Annotated in this window: 18 protein-coding genes and 1 pseudogene; 4 read left to right on the top strand and 15 right to left on the bottom strand. The window is 25.7% G+C overall.

Annotated features, from left to right (window positions below):
* Positions 1-10: 10 nt before the first annotated feature.
* The 8 genes from X274_RS03720 to X274_RS03685 form a co-directional block, all read right to left on the bottom strand.
* Positions 11-2209 carry an ABC transporter permease gene (locus X274_RS03720; protein WP_047265469.1) on the bottom strand — a complete coding sequence of 733 codons (2199 nt, stop codon included), beginning with the start codon at positions 2207-2209 and terminating at the stop codon, positions 11-13.
* Between the two features lie 59 nt (positions 2210-2268).
* Positions 2269-3261, bottom strand: coding sequence for an ABC transporter substrate-binding protein (locus X274_RS03715; RefSeq protein ID WP_047265468.1), 993 nt, complete (start codon positions 3259-3261; stop codon positions 2269-2271).
* Positions 3262-3292: 31 nt separating this feature from the next.
* Positions 3293-4369, bottom strand: a complete 1077-nt coding sequence (locus X274_RS03710; protein WP_047265467.1) for an ABC transporter ATP-binding protein — start codon at positions 4367-4369, stop codon at positions 3293-3295.
* A 13-nt stretch (positions 4370-4382) separates the two neighbouring features.
* Complete coding sequence (locus tag X274_RS03705; protein WP_047265466.1) at positions 4383-6074, bottom strand: ABC transporter permease; 1692 nt, start codon at positions 6072-6074, stop codon at positions 4383-4385.
* A 39-nt stretch (positions 6075-6113) separates the two neighbouring features.
* The gene (locus X274_RS03700) at positions 6114-7097 is read right to left on the bottom strand and encodes an ABC transporter substrate-binding protein (protein WP_047265465.1); all 984 of its coding nucleotides are present in this window, start codon (positions 7095-7097) and stop codon (positions 6114-6116) included.
* 91 nt (positions 7098-7188) lie between these two features.
* Positions 7189-7968 (bottom strand): DUF3919 family protein, encoded by a 780-nt coding sequence (locus tag X274_RS03695; RefSeq protein WP_047265464.1) that lies wholly within the window; start codon positions 7966-7968, stop codon positions 7189-7191.
* The gene (locus X274_RS03690) at positions 7961-9370 is read right to left on the bottom strand and encodes a sensor histidine kinase (protein WP_047265463.1); all 1410 of its coding nucleotides are present in this window, start codon (positions 9368-9370) and stop codon (positions 7961-7963) included. Before X274_RS03690 ends, X274_RS03695 begins: the two co-directional genes overlap by 8 nt.
* On the bottom strand, positions 9360-10040 hold the full coding sequence (locus X274_RS03685) for a response regulator transcription factor (RefSeq protein WP_047265462.1): 681 nt from the start codon (positions 10038-10040) through the stop codon (positions 9360-9362). The genes X274_RS03690 and X274_RS03685 overlap by 11 nt, the downstream gene beginning before the upstream one ends.
* A gap of 170 nt (positions 10041-10210) precedes the next feature.
* On the opposite strand from X274_RS03685, the gene X274_RS03680 reads away from it, so the two are divergent.
* Both X274_RS03680 and X274_RS03675 read left to right on the top strand, forming a co-directional pair.
* A complete protein-coding gene (locus X274_RS03680; protein ID WP_047265461.1) occupies positions 10211-10867 on the top strand; it encodes a hypothetical protein in 657 nt (218 codons plus the stop codon).
* 77 nt (positions 10868-10944) lie between these two features.
* The gene (locus tag X274_RS03675) at positions 10945-12291 is read left to right on the top strand and encodes an AAA family ATPase (protein ID WP_084822622.1); all 1347 of its coding nucleotides are present in this window, start codon (positions 10945-10947) and stop codon (positions 12289-12291) included.
* 183 nt (positions 12292-12474) lie between these two features.
* Here X274_RS03675 and X274_RS03670 read toward each other — a convergent pair.
* The 4 genes and pseudogenes from X274_RS03670 to X274_RS03660 all read right to left on the bottom strand — a co-directional run.
* Positions 12475-12816 (bottom strand): annotated as a pseudogene (locus tag X274_RS03670) (IS1634 family transposase); the annotation flags it as partial.
* Between the two features lie 128 nt (positions 12817-12944).
* Positions 12945-13232, bottom strand: coding sequence for a hypothetical protein (locus X274_RS03665; RefSeq protein WP_047265459.1), 288 nt, complete (start codon positions 13230-13232; stop codon positions 12945-12947).
* A 45-nt stretch (positions 13233-13277) separates the two neighbouring features.
* Complete coding sequence (locus X274_RS11935) at positions 13278-13451, bottom strand: hypothetical protein (RefSeq protein ID WP_156166126.1); 174 nt, start codon at positions 13449-13451, stop codon at positions 13278-13280.
* 40 nt (positions 13452-13491) lie between these two features.
* A complete protein-coding gene (locus tag X274_RS03660; protein ID WP_156166125.1) occupies positions 13492-13797 on the bottom strand; it encodes a hypothetical protein in 306 nt (101 codons plus the stop codon).
* A gap of 2407 nt (positions 13798-16204) precedes the next feature.
* Here X274_RS03660 and X274_RS03655 point away from each other — a divergent pair.
* Positions 16205-16591, top strand: coding sequence for a hypothetical protein (locus tag X274_RS03655; RefSeq protein WP_047265457.1), 387 nt, complete (start codon positions 16205-16207; stop codon positions 16589-16591).
* Between the two features lie 196 nt (positions 16592-16787).
* Here the strand turns inward: X274_RS03655 and X274_RS03650 are convergent, their stop codons facing one another.
* From X274_RS03650 to X274_RS03640, 3 genes are read right to left on the bottom strand one after another with little or no spacing between them, the layout of a single operon-like run.
* Positions 16788-17114, bottom strand: coding sequence for a hypothetical protein (locus tag X274_RS03650; RefSeq protein ID WP_047265456.1), 327 nt, complete (start codon positions 17112-17114; stop codon positions 16788-16790).
* A 2-nt stretch (positions 17115-17116) separates the two neighbouring features.
* A complete protein-coding gene (locus X274_RS03645) occupies positions 17117-17446 on the bottom strand; it encodes a hypothetical protein (protein WP_047265455.1) in 330 nt (109 codons plus the stop codon).
* A 22-nt stretch (positions 17447-17468) separates the two neighbouring features.
* A complete protein-coding gene (locus X274_RS03640; protein ID WP_047265454.1) occupies positions 17469-17717 on the bottom strand; it encodes a hypothetical protein in 249 nt (82 codons plus the stop codon).
* 330 nt (positions 17718-18047) lie between these two features.
* Here X274_RS03640 and X274_RS03635 point away from each other — a divergent pair, with 330 nt between their 5' ends.
* Entirely contained in the window at positions 18048-18305 is a 258-nt protein-coding gene (locus X274_RS03635; RefSeq protein ID WP_052913160.1) for an ATP-binding cassette domain-containing protein, read from the top strand.
* Positions 18306-18397 lie beyond the last annotated feature (92 nt).

Raw genomic sequence — 18397 nt, 5'->3', positions numbered from 1 at the left:
GTTTCACCTCTCATTGAGAAACTGTTTTTTCCAGCGTTTCACTCTCTTTAACCAATAATCTCATAATTCCAAAAGCTGCTAATACTATTATTATTAAAGTAGTAGCCAATACGCTTGCCAGACCAAATCTTAAATTTTCTGAGAAATTATAAATCAAAACAGTAATATGATACCATTTTGCTGAAATCAGGAAAATAACAGCACTTACAGCTGTCATAGATCTTACAAAAGTATACGATAAACTAGATATAAATGCTGGTCTTAATAATGGTAATACTATAGTTTTGAAAACTGTAGGAACATCTGCACCCAAATCCTGTGCTGCTTCTTCTATTGATGGATCAATTTGTCTTAACGCTGCAATTCCTCCTTCAACCCCCACAGGAAGTTCTCTTATAATATAATTTATCACTATAATAGCACCAGTTCCAACCAAAATTATAGGTGGTTTATTAAAAGCTAAAATATAACTAATACCTATTAATGTTCCTGGAATTGCAAATGGTGCCATTATTAAAATTTCAAATATTCTTTTCCCAATAAATTTTTTTCTTACTAAAATTAATGCTGTCATCATTGCTATAATACCAGCAAACGGGGTTGCTATTGAAGCTAAAGTAACCGTATCTGTTATTGCATCTTTTCCTCTTTGTAATGCTTCTTTTATATTTTCTAATGTAAAAGTATAATCTATACCCCAATTTTTCACAAAACAGCCTGCTACTATTGTTCCATATAAAGAAATCAAAAATATTATTATAAATATAATCAAACTTATCAGTATTATTTTTACCGGTTTTGATACCAATTCAGTAATTCTTGGTGATGGTTTTCCCGTTACGGTTACAAAAGATTTTTTTGAAACCCAGAATCTTTGAACTAAAAAGGCTGTTATTGTTGGTAATAATAATAAAATTGATAATGCTGCTCCATTCCCTAATCTATTCATTCCTGTAACTTCCAAATAAGCTTCAACTGATAAAACTCTATAATTTCCAGAAAGAATTAAAGGATTAGCAAAATCTGCCAATGAATTGGTAAAAACCAATAACCATGCGCTTAATATACCCGGCATTGATAAAGGCAGTGTTACACTTAAAAATGTTTTCAATTTAGAAGCATTTAAATCTAAAGAAGCATCTTCAAGAGTTGAATCTATTGAGTGCAAAATCCCGACCATTGTTAAATAAGCAATTGGAAACATGCCCATTGTTTGAACCAGAGTTAATCCTAATAAACCATATATACTAAAATTCTGAAGATGTAAAATTTTTTTAGTTATCAAGCCATTATTTCCAAATAATAATAAAATAGATAAAGTTAAAGAAAAAGGTGGTGAAATCACTGGTAACGTTGCCATAGTACTGAAAAACTTTTTTCCTTTTATTGTTGTTCTTGTTAATACAAATGCAAATAAGAATCCTATTAATGTTGAAAGTGTTGCTGTAGAGATACCAAGTTTAATACTTCCCCAAAAAGCTTTTAAATACTGATTTGTAGTTAATATCTTTTTCCATATTTCAAGTGAGAATTCACCATTTTTTATAAAAGTTAATCTAAAAGCCTCAAATAATGGATAAGCTGTAAATACAGCAACTATTATAAAAATAGCAAGTATAATAAAATTCATTATTGGATCTCTTGAAAAGTTTATTATTCCATAAATTAAGATAAAAATTATTATTATTGAAAACATAAATATATTAGCTAAACTATAAAATTTTAAATATTTATCAATTTCAAAAAATAATATTCCTATTCCCAAAACATCATAATCATCACTTAGAATAGGTGAAAATATTATTCTATATTTAGAATTATTATATTCATAATCTTTTTTAGTAATATAAAATTCGCTATACTCGGCACTTTCTATACCTTTTTTAAATTCATCAGTTTCTATCAAATTTTTATAAAAATTATAAATATTTTTATCTATATAATATTCTGTACTTTCGAAAAAATCCGGAAGTCCATCTATATATATAATTTTCAATGTTTCATTTTCTTTTTCATACTTTTCAATCCATGAGTTATAATCTTTTTCATCTTCACTTATAGACTTTGATATAATATGCCCTGTTTTTAAAAGAGTATCATTTAACATTTTATTATAAGATGATTTTATATTAGAAAATATCCAAAAATCTATTACAGATATTAGCAATAGCAAAATTATAAAATATAAAATCTTTTTATAAGTAAACATATATTTCAACCCCTATATGAGTTTTAATTTAGGCGGCTAATGCCGCCTAATGTATTATATTACTTTGCTCCAATTTCTTTATTCCATCTTTCTACTAATCTTTCTCTATTTGCTGCATCCCAGACGAAATTCTGATTTACTATTCTTAGTTCTTCAATATTTAATGGTGCTTTATCTTTTGGAGCTAATTTTGAAACAGGTAATACAAACCATTCTGATATCATTTCTTGAGCTTCTTTTTTTAACATCCAATTGTATAATTTTTTTGCTGTAACTGGATTTGGTCCGTTTTTTATTAAAGACATTGAAGCTAATTCAAAACCTGTCCCCTCCATTGGAACGGTAACTTTTAATGGAGCTCCATTAGCAATTAATTTAAATAAATCATGAGCATAACCAATAGCAAAAGGTATTTCCCCAATTGCTGCTTGTTTTCCACCAGCAGAACCAGATTTGGTATATTGGTCTATACTATCATCTAATTGATGTAAAAACATAAAAGTTAATTCTTCATCTTCGTGGAACATATGTAAAATTGTAGTTATAACATTATAAGCTGTTCCAGATGTATTTGGATTTGCCACTCTAACCAATCCTTTATATTTAGAATCAATAATGTCAAACCAGCCTTTTGGAGCTTCTAATCCTAATTCTTTTGCCCTTTCAGTATTTGTTGCAAATGCTAATACACCTATGTATAGCCCAATCCAATAATTTTCTGGATCTCTAAATTGTGCAGGAGTATATTGTGCCAAAGGTGACTTATACGGCGTGGTTAAACCTTTTTGCTTTGCTTCAACATGCCCTAAACCTACTCCACCAACCCAAATTGAAGCCTGTGGGTTTTCCCTTTCTGCTTCAAGCCTTGCAACTGTTTCTCCGGTTGAAAGTCTAACCCATTCAACTTTAATACCTGTTTCTTCTTCAAATTTATCAAATAATTCTTTAGCAAGTGGTTCTTCTAATGTTGTATATGCTTTTACAACATCACCAGCTGAAAAAATCATGACACTTAATACTAAAACAATAACCAAACAAAATAACTTCTTCATTTTTACACCCCCATATTAAAGATATTAATTTTTATTCATCTCCTATTATCCAGGAAGCTATATTACTAAAATAAAGATTAATGTTTTCACCTATCTGCGGTATTTTATTTTCAATTGGATTAAACAGAACACAACTTACTATTTTATTTTTTCCAGTTATAATTTCATATTCAACATATGAGCCAAGATAAGTTACTTTTTTTACAACACCAGAAATAGAATTTTCTTTTTTCTTATAACTTAATGATTCAGGTCTTAATACTATTAAAACCTTTTCATCTTCTTTCAATTCGTTATTTCCTGTACAATAGAATTCTTTTTCTATTTCTTCACTATAAACATGATATACATCTTTTTCTTTTTTTATTATTTTTCCTTTAATAAAATTAACTTTACCTATAAAATCAGCAACAAATTTATTCATTGGTCTGGAATATATTTCAAAAGGAGTTCCTACTTGCATTATTTTTCCTTTATTCATAACAACTATTACATCTGATATACTCATTGCTTCTATCTGATCATGGGTTACATAAACACTTGTTATTTTTAATGCTTTTTGTATTTTTCTGATTTCAGATCTCATGGATTCTCTAAGTTTAGCATCTAAATTTGATAAGGGCTCATCAAATAATAAAACTTTCGGTTCCATCACAAGACTTCTTGCAAGTGCAACACGTTGTTGTTGTCCACCAGATATTTGATCTGGACGTCTATTTTCCATACCTTCGAGACCTATTAACTGTATTATTCTTTTCGTTTTTTCTTCTATTTCATTTTTAGATAATTTTTTTAATTTTAACCCAAATTCTATATTTTCTTTAATTGTCATATGAGGAAATAAAGCATAACTTTGAAACATCATGGAAACATCTCTTTTATTGGGAGGAATATTAGTAATATCTTTTTCATCAAGAAATATCTTCCCATTTGTCGGAGTTTCAAACCCAGCTATCATTCTTAATGTAGTAGTTTTACCACATCCAGAAGGTCCAAGAAAGGTTACAAACTGTCCTTTATCAATTTTAAGAGAAAAATTATTAACAGCTATTGTTTCACTCTCTTTACTTTTAAAAATTTTATATATATTTTTTAATTCCAGACTCATACTTGACACCTACCTATTCAGACGCAAAATCGTTATTTACTATAGAAATTTTATTCTTTAAAAGGACTTTCATTAATAGCATAAATGATAAGATAATAAGTATTAACACAACTGAAAAAGCACAAGCTTCAGACAGCCTTCCTGAATCTGTTTGACTTAATATTTGAACTGTCATTAAATTCCAATCTGCAGATACCAGAAATATTGCAGCACTAATTGCTGTCATTGCCCTTACAAAAGAATAAACAAGTGCAGAAAAAAATGCTGGAACAATCAATGGCAATGTTATTTTAGAAAAAACTACTTTATCATTTGCACCAAGTGTATATGCTGCTTCTTCAATTGCAGGATCTATCTGATTTAACAGCGAAACTCCAGTTTGAATTCCCACAGGAATATACCTAAATATAAAATTTAATACTAATATAGCAAATGTTCCTGTTAACAATAATGGCTTTGAATTAAATGCAAGTATATATCCTATACCAACAACTGTACCAGGAACTGCAAAATTAAGTAATGATACAAATTCCAGTGTTTTTTTCCCTGGAAAAGTTTTTCTAACAATCAAAAATGCTATTATCATACCTAAAACTGCTGATATAGGTGTAGAAGTTAAAGCTATTGCTAATGTATCTTTTATCGCTTCTTTGCCGACATCAAATACATACTTAAAATTATCCAGTGTAAATTCATTATTCATTCCCCAAATCTTTGTAAATGCACCCCAGAAAATAGTAACATATATTAATAAAATAAATAATGAAATAATTAAGCACAAGGCAAACAAAAACCATTTTGCAAATTTATTAACACTTTTTAATTGCGATGTCGTTGGTTTGCCGGTAACTGTTATATATTTCTTTTTTCCTATCCAATATTTTTGCAAAATGAAGGCTATTAATGATGGTAACAATAACCATACAGCTAATGCTGCGCCACTACTCAAATCGAACATTCCTGTTATTTGTAGATAAGCCTGCACTGATAAAACCGGGAATCTCGAACCAGCTAATATTAAAGGGTTTCCAAAATCCGCCAGTGATTCTATAAATAAAATTAGCATTGTACTTGCAATACCTGGAACAGATAAGGGCAAAATTATTTTTGTAAAAACCTGCCATCTGGAAGCTTTTAAATTAAATGCCGCATCTTCTAGAGTTGGTGAAATTGTAGATATAACCCCATCAAGTGTTATAAAAGCTACAGGAAAGAAAGTTACTATTTGAGCTATCATTAATCCCCAAATTCCGTAAACAGGAAATGTTCTTATACCAAAAATTTTTGCTGTTATAATACCATTAAAACCGAACAACATTATTATAGCCATAGCACCTATAAACGGTGGAAACACCATAGGAATAACCGCTATAGTTTTAAAAAATTTCTTTAATGGTATATCAGCTCTATTTACGGTATAAGCATAGAGAAAACCTATTAAGGTTCCAATGACAGCAGTTAATGTTGCTATTAAAATGCTGTTTTTAAATCCCTGTTTCATATAATCATTAGAAAGAATAGAATTGTATATTTCCAATGACAATCTTCCATCTTCATTGGTAAAACTGACTATAAAAACCTTAAATAATGGAAAAATTATAAATATAAATAACGAAATAAATATCAAAACAATTAAAATTAATAAAGATGGATTATTTAGCATACTTTTTATTTTATTATAAAATTCCTTATTTCTTATTTTCATAAATCCATCCCTCCAAAAAAAAGGGGGAGTCCCCCTTTATTATTTAACTGGTAAAACTTCTTTTATCCATCTTTCGACAATTCTTTTCTTGTTTTGTGCTGCCCAAATTTCATCAACAGTAATTAATTTTATTGTTGATAATGGCTGTAATGTACCAAAATTAACATCAGACCTTACAGGATAGAAAAATGTTTTTTCATCAACAATTGTTTGTTGGCCTTTTTTCGATAATAACCAATCGACTAAAACTTTTGCTTCATATTTATGTTTTGCACCTTTTACAATAGATACACATGCTGCTTCATAAGGAACCCCTTCTTTTGGAAATACAACTTCAATAGGATATCCCTGTTCTTTAAACTGGAAAAATGCTGGAGTGAATTGAATTCCCAATCCCGCCTGACCAACACCTACTGACTTCGAAGGTCCTGTTCCACTTTGCGTATAGGATTGAACATTTTTAGCTAATTTTTTTAAATAATCTATCATTCCATCTTCACCATAAACTGATATTAATCCAGTAATAAATGCATAAGCTGTACCAGAAGTTTGAGGACTTGGATATTGAATCATATTTCTATATTCAGTTTTTAATAAATCCATCCAGCTCTTTGGGAGGTCTGCTTTTATCTGCTCTAAAACTTTCAAATTAACTCCTATACCCAGCGGGTTCATATAAAAAGCATGATAATAACCTTCCACATCATAAAAATTAGGAGCAATGCCATATACACTTGTAGTTTTATATGAAGTAGTCAATCCTCTTTCTTTTGCAATAATATGATTTGGCATTGGAGCTCCAAACCAAACATCAGCCTGCGGATTCTCTTTTTCAGCTTCAAGTCTTGCTAATGCTGGACCAGAAGAAAGGAAAATATATTTTACCTCTATACCCGTCTGCTTTGAAAATGCATTTAAAATCTTTCTCGCATTTGCTTCGTCAACACTGCTATAAATAATTAATTCGGAAAATGATAATACAAATAGAGACAAAATCAACATAAACAATATGCCTTTTTTCATTTCAATTCCCCCCTTAAATTTTTATACAATAATATAATAATAAAAAAATGCTTTAATATACGCTCAAAAATGTATTAAAAATGTAACTATATTAAAATAAATTCTTTAGGAAAGTTAATATATTTCCTTTCATCATATATAGGAAAGTATTTAGGTAGTAGATTGTGAAGTAATCATTATTTAAGACGTTAATTTGAAGAAATTCTTTATTATTATTTAGAATCTTTATTTTAAATAAGGGTATATTATTATCCTCTAAAATTTTACCGATTATTTTAGCAGAAGCTACTTTTTCTGAGATAGTTAAAATTTTATACAATCTCTTTTTATTTTTATAATCTTCAATATATACTCCCTTTTCATGATTAAAAGCTATTACTTTATTATTTTCATTTACAATTTCACTTGCCAGGTTAATTGGTAAAAATAATTTCTCCTTAAGCCTTTCTTTGATATACTGTAAATCTTCATTGTTTTCAGTTCCATATATCATATCATTTATTTTTATATTTTTTTCAATTTCAAAATATTTTATACTTCCATCTAAAAAATAGATTTTCCCAAAAATACCTTTGTAGTTTTCTTTTTCTGTTGAAGGAGATATATAATTATAAACTGGTAATTTATTAATTCTTTCCCATATATCGAAAATAAAATCGGGATCTTTTATCTCATAGAAAGATAAATATTTCATTGAAACTATCATTTTTATTGGCGTTGACGAATTATATCTTCTTATCATTTCATTTTTATCATTTATAAAAAACACTCTATTAAAATCTTTATTTAAGATATATGATTCAAAATATATTATTATTATCACCAGAAACAAAAAAATAAATATATATCTCTTTATCTTTTTATCATCCATTTTCTATCCACTCCATTGAAAATTTCAAAGTTACTATAGTTCCATTGTTTCCTTCAATCGTTATATCTCCATTATGTTTTTTCATTATTTCTTTTGTTATACACAATCCAAGTCCATAACTTGTTTTCCCACTTTTTGAAAAAAAAGGATTAAAAATTTTTTCTAAATTTTCTTTTTTTATGCCAATACCATTATCTTTCAAAACAACATAATATTCTTCATTTATTAAAAAGGATTCTATCGTTATCTTAGAACATTTACTATGTTTTATTGAATTGTCAAGAATATTTAAAATTACTTCTTTTATCTTTTCATAATCAAATAATAGAATTCTATTTTCGATATTATTTTCAACTATTATAGAAAATTTCTTTAACCTTGGATTTAATATACCTACGCATTCATCAATAACCTTTTTTATATTATGTTTTTTAAAATTAAATTCAAAATCATTTTTATTCATTTTAGATATGTAAAGTAATTCCTCAACCAACTTTAATAATCTATTACCTTCTTTTGTAATATAATTTATAGAAATGTTTTTATCTTTTTCATCTTTTAATCTTAAAAGAAGATTTGCATGACCTAATATTGAAGTTATAGGTGTTTTTAATTCATGAGTTATATTATCTATAAAAACTTTTTGTTTTTCTTTTTCTTCTTTTAATGACTTTATATAATGTTCCAATTTTTCAATCATAATATTAAATGATTTTACAAGAGAATTTATTTCATCATTACTTTTAATAGATATACGTTCATTAAAATTTCCATTAGCTATTTTCTCTGTTTCTTCCTGTAATTTTCTTATTGGTGTTGTAATTGAATTAGAAAAAAAGAAATTCAAAATAACAACAGCAAGTATCGAAAGTAGGCTAATTATAATTAAAGTAATTTTTATATTGTCTATTAATCCAAATTCTAACTCCATTGGATAAATAAACCTTATAACTCCAATAACTTCGTTTTCAAAAAATATTGGACTTGAAAAAAACAAAGTAATTTCATTTCCATCCTTTTTTAATATATAATTTTTCATACTATTAGCAGCATAATGAATATCCTGATATACATATAATTTTTTTGTAATCACACTATCAGCAAGCAAATTTTTTCTATTATCATATATTTCGATATGGAAATGATATTTTCTAAATAAATAGTCGGCAATAAATGGCGAAAGTTCATTTAATTTAGTATAAATATTTTCATTCCTATATTTTTTTAATGTATTTATAATATATATCTGACTTTCCTGACTATACTCTGTCATTCTATTTATAACATTTGATATAATATTTTTTTGAAATGTATTTAATGTTATAAAAAAAATTACTATTAAAATAATAATAGTGGAAGATATATTTAAAAATAATATTTCATTTTTTATGCTATTTTTCATCATCCACCTCTAATTTATATCCAACACCATAAATTGATTTTATATATTTATTATATTTTCCCATCTTTTTTCTTAATCTTTGAATTGCCATATCAACAGCTCTCGTATCAACATCATTTTCGTATCCCCAAACTCTTTCTAGCAAAAAATCTCTTGATAAAACCTGATTATAATTACTCATAAATAAATTCATCAATTCAAATTCATTTTTTGTTAAATATATTTTTTCTTTATTTATATAAAAATCACGGGATTTATTTTTTATTTCTAATCTCCCTATAGAAAATCCACTTGGTTCTATTTCTGCTTTTTTTATCCTTTTTAAAATATTTCTAATCCTCAAAATTAATTCTTTGCTATCAAACGGCTTTGTAATATAATCATCTGCCCCTAATTCTAATCCTAATAACTTATCATTTTGATTATTTTTAGCAGTTAATATTATTATAGGAATTTTATAATTGATAAATTGCATTTGTTTCAACAATTCAAAACCATCATAATCTGGAAGCATTAAATCCAAAACAACAAGATCTGGATACTCTTTTTTAAATAAAAGCAACCCTTTATCTCCATTTTCTGCAGTTATAACTTCAAAATTTTCAAGAATTAAGTTCATTTTTATAAGATCCAAAATACTTTTTTCATCTTCAATTATCAATATTTTCATAGAATCCTCCTTTCGTTTCTCTAATGTTATTATACCATTAATATTTTTTATTCATCTACAATTTTCTAAGCCTTTTCTAAGCAAATACTAAGTTTCTTTTAAGGTAAGTAAGTTATTATATAGTTGTCGAAGGACAAATAAAAAAACAAAAATACTATGGAGGTGTTATTATGAAAAAGTTTTTAACAGTATTATTAATTGGTGGAATGATGGCAGGTTCTATTTTTGCATTTAATGCAAATGCTCCAAGGGTATATCATGATTCAGATGTTGCACCAATGTATGAGAATTATTCAGGAATTCGTGGCGGTTATATGTTCTCAGATGAAGAATTAATTACTGCAAATGGAACTATTGAATCTATTGAAGAAAATGAAAATTATCCAGGAATGTTAGAAATTAAGGTTAAAATTGACAACGGTGAAATTGTTGAATTACATGCAAATTCTTATTTTGTAAATGATTTAGAAGTAGGAAAAAATATAGAATTAAAAGGTTGGATAATTAAATTAAATGATGAAACAATATTTAAACCAATTGAAAGCAAAATAGATGGTAAAGAAATAGTGTTAAATGGTTTTGGAGGTATGGCAATGAGAGGTTCTGGATATACAACAATGCAAGGTTATATTCCAAACAGAAGACCTGTTAATAATTTTAGAGGAATGAGAAATTCTCACAACTTAAATTACAACAATTGGAATCACAAACCTATGATGAATAATTACTACAATAATTATAATTATAGAAATCCTGCACCATACAATCAAATGCCAGGGTATTCACCTATGAGAAATCCTGCACCAATGCCACGAGGAAGAAGATAATAAATATAAACACTAAACCTATTCAGCAAAAAACTTTAAGTTAATTTTTTCGTGCATTTCACCATATATTATTATAAATAAAACGGGATCAAAAATCCCGTTTTATTTATTTTTATATACTTTTTACAAACCAATTTTTATACAACCGAATTATATCACATTTCACTAATATATTTGAAAAATCATTAAATAACACTCTGGATAAATTGTATAAAGAATATAATATAATACCAGATATAGATGATGTACCAACAAAATTTGGAAATTTAATAGAAGAATTAAGTAAAAAATACAAAGAAAAAACAGTAATACTCATAGACGAATATGAATCACCAATATTAGAACATATAAACAATAAAGAAAAAGCGGAAGAATTTAGAGCATTTTTAAGAGAATTCTATAAAAAAGTAAAAACAAAAGATGAATACATAAAATTTGTATTCATAACCGGGATTACAAAATTCACAAAAACAGGAGTATTTTCAGCACTTAATAATTTAAATGATATATCTCTTGATACAGATTATTCTCAGATGCTTGGATATACTCAAGAAGAAATAGAATATTACTTTGTTGAATATATAGAACAAACAGCAAAAAAGTTTAATATAACAAAGGAAGAATTACTAAAAGAAATGAAAAGATACTATAATGGATTCTCATTTGACGGAGAACATTATGTGTATAATCCATTTTCAATATTAAAATTCTTTCAAAAAAAGAAATTTCAAAATTACTGGTTTGAAAGTGGCTCACCATCATTTCTATCAAAATATATAGAAGACAAAAAAGTAACCTATGAGGATTTAGTAAAAAACACAGTAAGTAGCGATGATTTTACAACAAGGGAAATAGAAGATGCAAATGCAAATATATTCTTTACACAAGCTGGATATTTAACATTTAAAGGAAAAGAAATGTATGGATTTGAAGAAAAATACATATTAGATTATCCAAATCTCGAAGTAAAGAACAGTTTTTCAAAATTAATATTAGAATCAAATTACAAACCAAAAGAAGAAGCATATGAAAGGGTATATGAAATATATGAAAAAATAGAAAAAAATGACATAAAAGGATTAATAGAAGAAATAAAAAAAATAATAAGTGCAATACCGTATAACTTACACAAAAAAGAAGAAAAGTATTATCATTCATTAATATTTACAATAATAGCATCAGCAGGAATAGACGTAAAAGCAGAAGAATTAACAAACTTAGGACGAAGCGATTTAGTAATAGAGTTTGATGAAAGGATATATCTTTTTGAAATCAAAGTGGATAAAAGTGCAATTGATGCAATAAACCAGATAAAAGAAAAGAAATATTACGAAAAATACAGAGGAAAGGAAATATATATAATAGGAATTAACATCAATTCAGAAAAAAGAAATATTGAAAATTATATAATTGAAAAAATATAACTCCAGCTTTTGCTGGAGTTTTTTACTAACATTTTTCCTAATTATAATTGCCCTGAGTTTGACACTTATATTCCAAAGCAAAGTTTAAAATTCTTAAATAATCAGAAAAATATACTATGTTAATTTTTTATTAAAACTAAAATTAGCCACACACCTTCCTTTTTTCGGCTTTTAATACGGCTTTTAGTGATATTTGTTTTTAAACTCTTTTAAATCCGTCATTTTTTTTGGAATTTCTATTTTTAATGTTTTTAATCTATTTTTTTGAAATTCGCTCAAATTAACTCTTAATTCAAATTTTTTATCTTTTATTCTTATTTCTGAATATTCCATATTTTTTAAAGCATCTCTTATTTTATCATGATAGTATTCTATGTTGTTTTTTTCTAGTTCTAATTCGAGTGTTCTTAGTATTATGTAAGATATGAAACTCATTACTATATGCCCTTTTATTCTTTTTGGTGTCCAGTGAAATATTGGTCTTGTTTCTAGATAATTTTTTAGCGTTCGAAATGTTTTTTCTACAGCTTTTATATTATCTCTATTCATCATTCCTCTATCTGCTACTACTATTACTTTTTCCAATTGATATTCTTTTTTCATTTTTTTTAATTTCATTATCAAAGTCAGTGATAAGTCCAAAATTATATGAATTATTTTATTTCAAATTTAACTTTAAAATAGATCTCATTTATTTCTTTAATTACCGGTTGCAATTCATATTTTTCTCCTCTAAAGATAAGTTCGAAATTTTTAGGGTTAAAATTTCTAAGAATATCTTTCACATCAATACCATTTATTGTTTTAATATCCCCAATGTTTGAGTCTACATAGTTATAATTTTCTGTCGCTTTAAACCATTCATCTAATCTTTCATCAAAATGTTCAAAATGATTCCTGAATTTTCTTGATTTTATTAAAGAATCTTCTGAAATTTTCAATCTTTGTCGTAGTTTCTCACCTCGATGCTTATAATTTTGGTTTGGTCAAAGAATTTTAGAAATATTTGCAACTGATATTAAAAAATTTTGTAAGTTATACCATACAATCTCTACATTATTATTTTGTAATCCTAGTTCAATTTGTCTTAATGCAATAAAAGAAAATTCGCATTGACGTCTAATTTCGCTAAGAAATATTTCAAACAAGAATTCTTCCATTTTTATCCCTCCAAAATGGTCTGTATATTTTTTAAACACCTCAAATTTTCTTTTTTATTATTTTCAATGTTTCACTTAATTCGTTGTATATATTTACAGAACTCTTATTTAAATAGTCGCAATATTCAGAAAGCAAATCAATTTTTTTTAATTTCTCAGCATCAAAATAGTTATAAATGTTATTGATAAAATCCTTTTTACATTTTTTTTTATAAAGTCTCATTATTGTATATAAATAAACTTTTAATTCCAAATTACTTTCATCAATTCCCCATGACCAAAAATGTAAAATATTATCATTTTCTAAAGTAAAATCAATAAATTTAGTATATTTTTTATTTTTCAATTTCAAACAAGCAATAAATTCTCCAAGTATTTTATATAAAATTTTATTTTCTACTATATCCGATCTTGCATTATAAAGATGTTGTAAATGGTAAAATAAAAAAGAACAAAAAGAGGAAAATAAAAATGAACAAAAATGTACAAAAAGGATAAAGAAATAATGATATCCTTCTTTTCGGAAAGGAGGATACCAAAGATGGAGAAAGCGACTTGACCCCCGAAAATTAGACAAAAAATAAGAAAAACTCATTTTTTCACAGAAACGAAAAAATCAGAAAAATCATAAGACGAAATAAAATCATTGAAATTATCATTAAAAAGATAAAAAATGAAATCGGGAGTAAGGTACTTTAAAGACCTTTTGCAGCTTTTCTTCGAAAAGCGAAAAAATAAAATAGTATAATAAATAGATATTACTTATAAACAAACTATATAGTTATTTTAAAATATGAATAGCATTAAAAATTATTATAAAAATCAAAATTATTTTTTGCGAAGCAAAAATGATCATAAAAATAAATATAGGAAATATAATAATTATAAACATCATCGATATCGTTAAAAGAAATATATTCAACAAATTCTCTTTGGACAGAAGAATGAAATGATTCAATAAAAGCTTTTCTTGATTTTTAATCAAGAAAAAAGTATTAAGAATTAAAATAAAATCCTAAAATCTGCGAAGCATGTTAGGTTGTTTTTATATCCAAATTCATGAGTAATATTGAGATCACTCATAAACGGCTTTTCTTCGAAAAGCTGTTTAATGAAAAATAATTATTAAAATAAAAACCGAATAATTTTTGGCTTTGCCAAAAATTATAGTAATATTAGCTTTGAATTGAGGACCATTATCAGTTCTAATAATTAAATTTTGAGGTATAGCATTTCTAAATTTAATAGCCTGTTAATAAATAAAATTTTTAATTTTATTTATTAAAGAATAAAATACTAATTGAAAATCAAAATATTTGCGAATGATAATGAGCATGTTAAAATCAATAATACTTAGAATACCAACAAATCCGAAACATTTGCTTCGCAAAGAAATAAGGAAATAAAAAATATAATTATAAAAAAACATAATAATATTTATTCCATAAATATTAAAAAACAAATTTAATATCATCTTCCCAATACTGATTAGGACCAGTAATATTATGATTTTTAGGTCTTTTTCTAGGATGTTTTGAATGACGATGATAATTTCGAGTTAAATTGAGTTCTTTTCTTAATCTATGAATTTTTTTGTGATTAATAATAATACCGTATTTTTGTTTAAATACAACAGAAAGTTTTTTCTTGGTTTTTAATCAAGAAAAAAATATTAAGAATTAAAATAAAAAATCCTAAAACCTGCGGAGCATGTTAGGATCATCAATCGATAACAAATCAACAAGTAGTTTTTTAATATGCACATCATAAATCTTTTCACCTTTAGTATTCAAAGAATAACCTTTAAAACATTTATTTTTCCTACTATAACGATTAACAGTAAAAAACAATCTTGATTTAAAATAGAAAGTGCTACGTTTAATCTTATAATGATTAAGCATATAATTTAAAGAAACACCATAAGTTTTTTAGTTTGTTTTCAAACTAAAAAATCATAAAGATATATTTAAAAGATATATATATTAAAACAAATAAAAAAAGCAAAATATCATGATGCAAAGCATCATGTAATAATCAACAAATCACCAATAAAAGTTACTTTCTTTTCTGTTGTTGTTGTTTTTTCAAAAAATTAATTTCATCCTCTTGCATTTTAATAAGAAGTTCTTTTTCAAGAAGAAGACAATCATAACGATTGTTCATAATATTTAAGTTTTTTCTCTAAAACAACAGAATCATTAGTATTATTTGAATTAGACTTAATAATACCAAAGCATTTTGCTTCGCAAAACCAAATAAGAAAAATAAACATAAAAATATATATAAAAATTTATAAAATAAAAAATCATACAGCTTGCGCAGCATGATTTAGAAATATCGGAAATCATAGAACTAGGACGACCTTTTTTAAAATGAAACACGTTATCATCATAATTAGAATCTTTATATTTTTTAACCCATTTTTATCGAAGATAAAAAATATTTTATATAATTAAAATTTTTACCTATTTCTATTTTGCGAAGCAAAATATGTTAGAGTTAATGAATCATCAGAAAGATATTCTTTAACTGCTTACAGCAGTTAATAGGATTAAATGATTTTATAATAAAGAAAAATAAATCTTTTCAGCTTTGCTGAAAAAGCCAAACTTAAATTCAGGTTCATAATTAGTTCGTTTTCTCATTAAAAAACACCCCTTTCTTTTTTTCAATTTTATGATATCACTTTCTTATTTTTTATCCAAATCTTGGAAGGGGTGAATACGCAATGCCAAGGAAAAGGAAAGAAGAAAATGAAAAAATTATATTTTTATAATGATATGGGATATGCTGTTTATGATGAATTAATAGATGCATTAATGATTAAAATTGAATTCATTGAAAAAATATCTTTAGAAGAATTGGATATATTAAAAGCAAATATTGATAAATACAAAATATGGATAGATTTTAAAGGTATATTTAACCATTATGAAGTAAAAAAAATACTTGATGTATTTAAAGATCTTAACGTAGTAGCAATAGAACAACCATTACCTGTTGGAAGTGAATCCGCAGTAAAAGACCTTTTAACGAAATATACTGTTTTGTTGGATGAATCCTTTAAAACGCTTCAGGATATAATAAGATTAAAAGATATTTCTACAGGATTGGTATTTGAAATCACAAAATTTGGGTGATTATTAAAAACTTCTGAGTATTTAAAAGTTGCTGAAAGTTTTGGTTTGGAAACAATGATTTCATCAAGAATAGACATCCAACAAAGGTGAAATAATAAAAATGCCGGAAATTCCGGCATTTTTATTAATATTGATGCATGTTAATAAATTCAACGAGTATTTCTTTCTCCTGAAATATTTCTTGGAGATATTTTTATTAATCTTTTTTCATGCCGGGTAATTTTTCAAAATATATAAAAATAGAAACTATATTCATAGCCATAACCACGGGCAGAGCCCCCCATAAAAAGAAGAAATTATTTATAACAAATAAAATAATAAGTTGTTTAGTTATTATTTTATTATTAATGTTATAGTTTTCCTGTAAATTAAACATCACAAATAAAATGGAACTAAAAATTAAAATATATCCTATAAGATCTTTTGTTGAAACTGGATAATCACTAAATTTTTTAATTATTACGGTTAATAATATTAAAGGGCTTATACTTTTAATAACTTTAAATAATATTTTTTTATTCATTATCATTTACCCCACGAAGCTATATCAGAAGTTATTGTTCCTTCGATTGCTCCAAGAACTATTCCTCCAGCCAACCCTGATAACGTAATTGGATTAGAACTAACGGCTGCCAATCCAAGATATCCTATTGCCCCGCCAATTCCTCCCCACTTTGCTGCTTCTTTAGTTTCTTTCCATCCTTCAATGCCTTTTTGGTTAAATTCTTCAATTTTTTGAGCTTTCCTTTGTTGAAATTTTTCCCATGCTTCTGAACCTGTAACGTATCTTCCTTGATTAACATGTCCATACCCACTAACATTCCCTTCATAAATAGCATCCATTCTAATGCCCATAAAGCCACCTCCTGTGAAAAGTTTACTTTAGTGGAATTTGTTTCATTAATTCATTTGCACATATTAATTTATTTTTTATTTTGATAATTTTATTGTTTAATATTGGTAATGGTACTTCTACATTATTATTAGTTTTTACTTTATAGAAACTAATATCTTTTATAAGTTTATTTGATAAAGTTGAAATCGGAATCTTTTTCAATGTATTAAATTTATTATCTTTTTGTATAAGAATGAAATTAGAAATATATGTAGCATCAATCAAATACATACAAAAACCCCTTTTTAAATTAAAATTATACTAAATCTTCATTTTAAAATTTTATTCACAAGTATTATATAAAAAAAAAAAAAGAAAAGTCAATACAAATAAAAAAATTTACAGTATATTTTCAATAATTAAGTTGATAATTAATATATCAGGTGATCAAATAATTTTGAAGTAAAAAACCTTTTTTTAAATAATGAAGAGGATGTAGAAAGTGGAAAAACAACATTTTTAAGAGATATAGTTGAAAAAATAAAAGATAAATATTTACCTATTTTTATTTCTTTTGAAGATTATGATGGCTTAGAAGATGCGATTTGCTCCCCCGAAAATTTGACAAAAATATATAAAAACAAAATAAAAGCACTGGAAAATATAAATCTTACAATAAACAAAGGAGAAAAAGTAACAATCTTTGGACCAAATGGAGCAGGAAAAACAACATTAATAAAAACAATAGGAATGTTTATAATACCAGATAGAGGAAAAATAAAAATAAAAGGATATGACACACAAAAAGATGATTATGTTATTGAAATTAAACAAAAAAATAAAAATAAAAATATATCAGTTGATATAATAATTATGTGAAAATTTTTAATTTTAGAAAATAAAAAACAATTATAATTTTACTTAAATTTTACATGGTATAGTTGACTTCTTTTTTTTTTTTGCTAAAATTA

Source organism: Marinitoga sp. 1155 (assembly GCF_001021175.1).
Classification (GTDB): domain Bacteria; phylum Thermotogota; class Thermotogae; order Petrotogales; family Petrotogaceae; genus Marinitoga.
The sequence above is the reverse complement of the archived record's forward strand: the minus strand, read 5'-3'. Positions and strand labels throughout refer to the sequence as shown.

Excerpts from the sequence above, each read along its gene's own strand:
- X274_RS03705 (WP_047265466.1), bottom strand. The coding sequence starts at position 6,074 with ATGAAAATAAGAAATAAGGAATTTTATAATAAAATAAAAAGTATGCTA.
- X274_RS03685 (WP_047265462.1), bottom strand. The coding sequence starts at position 10,040 with ATGAAAATATTGATAATTGAAGATGAAAAAAGTATTTTGGATCTTATA.
- X274_RS03645 (WP_047265455.1), bottom strand. The coding sequence starts at position 17,446 with ATGGGCATTAGAATGGATGCTATTTATGAAGGGAATGTTAGTGGGTAT.
- X274_RS03640 (WP_047265454.1), bottom strand. The coding sequence starts at position 17,717 with ATGTATTTGATTGATGCTACATATATTTCTAATTTCATTCTTATACAA.
- X274_RS03650 (WP_047265456.1), bottom strand. The coding sequence starts at position 17,114 with ATGAATAAAAAAATATTATTTAAAGTTATTAAAAGTATAAGCCCTTTA.
- X274_RS03700 (WP_047265465.1), bottom strand. The coding sequence starts at position 7,097 with ATGAAAAAAGGCATATTGTTTATGTTGATTTTGTCTCTATTTGTATTA.
- X274_RS11935 (WP_156166126.1), bottom strand. The coding sequence starts at position 13,451 with ATGGAAGAATTCTTGTTTGAAATATTTCTTAGCGAAATTAGACGTCAA.
- X274_RS03710 (WP_047265467.1), bottom strand. The coding sequence starts at position 4,369 with ATGAGTCTGGAATTAAAAAATATATATAAAATTTTTAAAAGTAAAGAG.
- X274_RS03720 (WP_047265469.1), bottom strand. The coding sequence starts at position 2,209 with ATGTTTACTTATAAAAAGATTTTATATTTTATAATTTTGCTATTGCTA.
- X274_RS03690 (WP_047265463.1), bottom strand. The coding sequence starts at position 9,370 with ATGAAAAATAGCATAAAAAATGAAATATTATTTTTAAATATATCTTCC.
- X274_RS03680 (WP_047265461.1), top strand. The coding sequence starts at position 10,211 with ATGAAAAAGTTTTTAACAGTATTATTAATTGGTGGAATGATGGCAGGT.
- X274_RS03695 (WP_047265464.1), bottom strand. The coding sequence starts at position 7,968 with ATGGATGATAAAAAGATAAAGAGATATATATTTATTTTTTTGTTTCTG.
- X274_RS03715 (WP_047265468.1), bottom strand. The coding sequence starts at position 3,261 with ATGAAGAAGTTATTTTGTTTGGTTATTGTTTTAGTATTAAGTGTCATG.
- X274_RS03655 (WP_047265457.1), top strand. The coding sequence starts at position 16,205 with ATGAAAAAATTATATTTTTATAATGATATGGGATATGCTGTTTATGAT.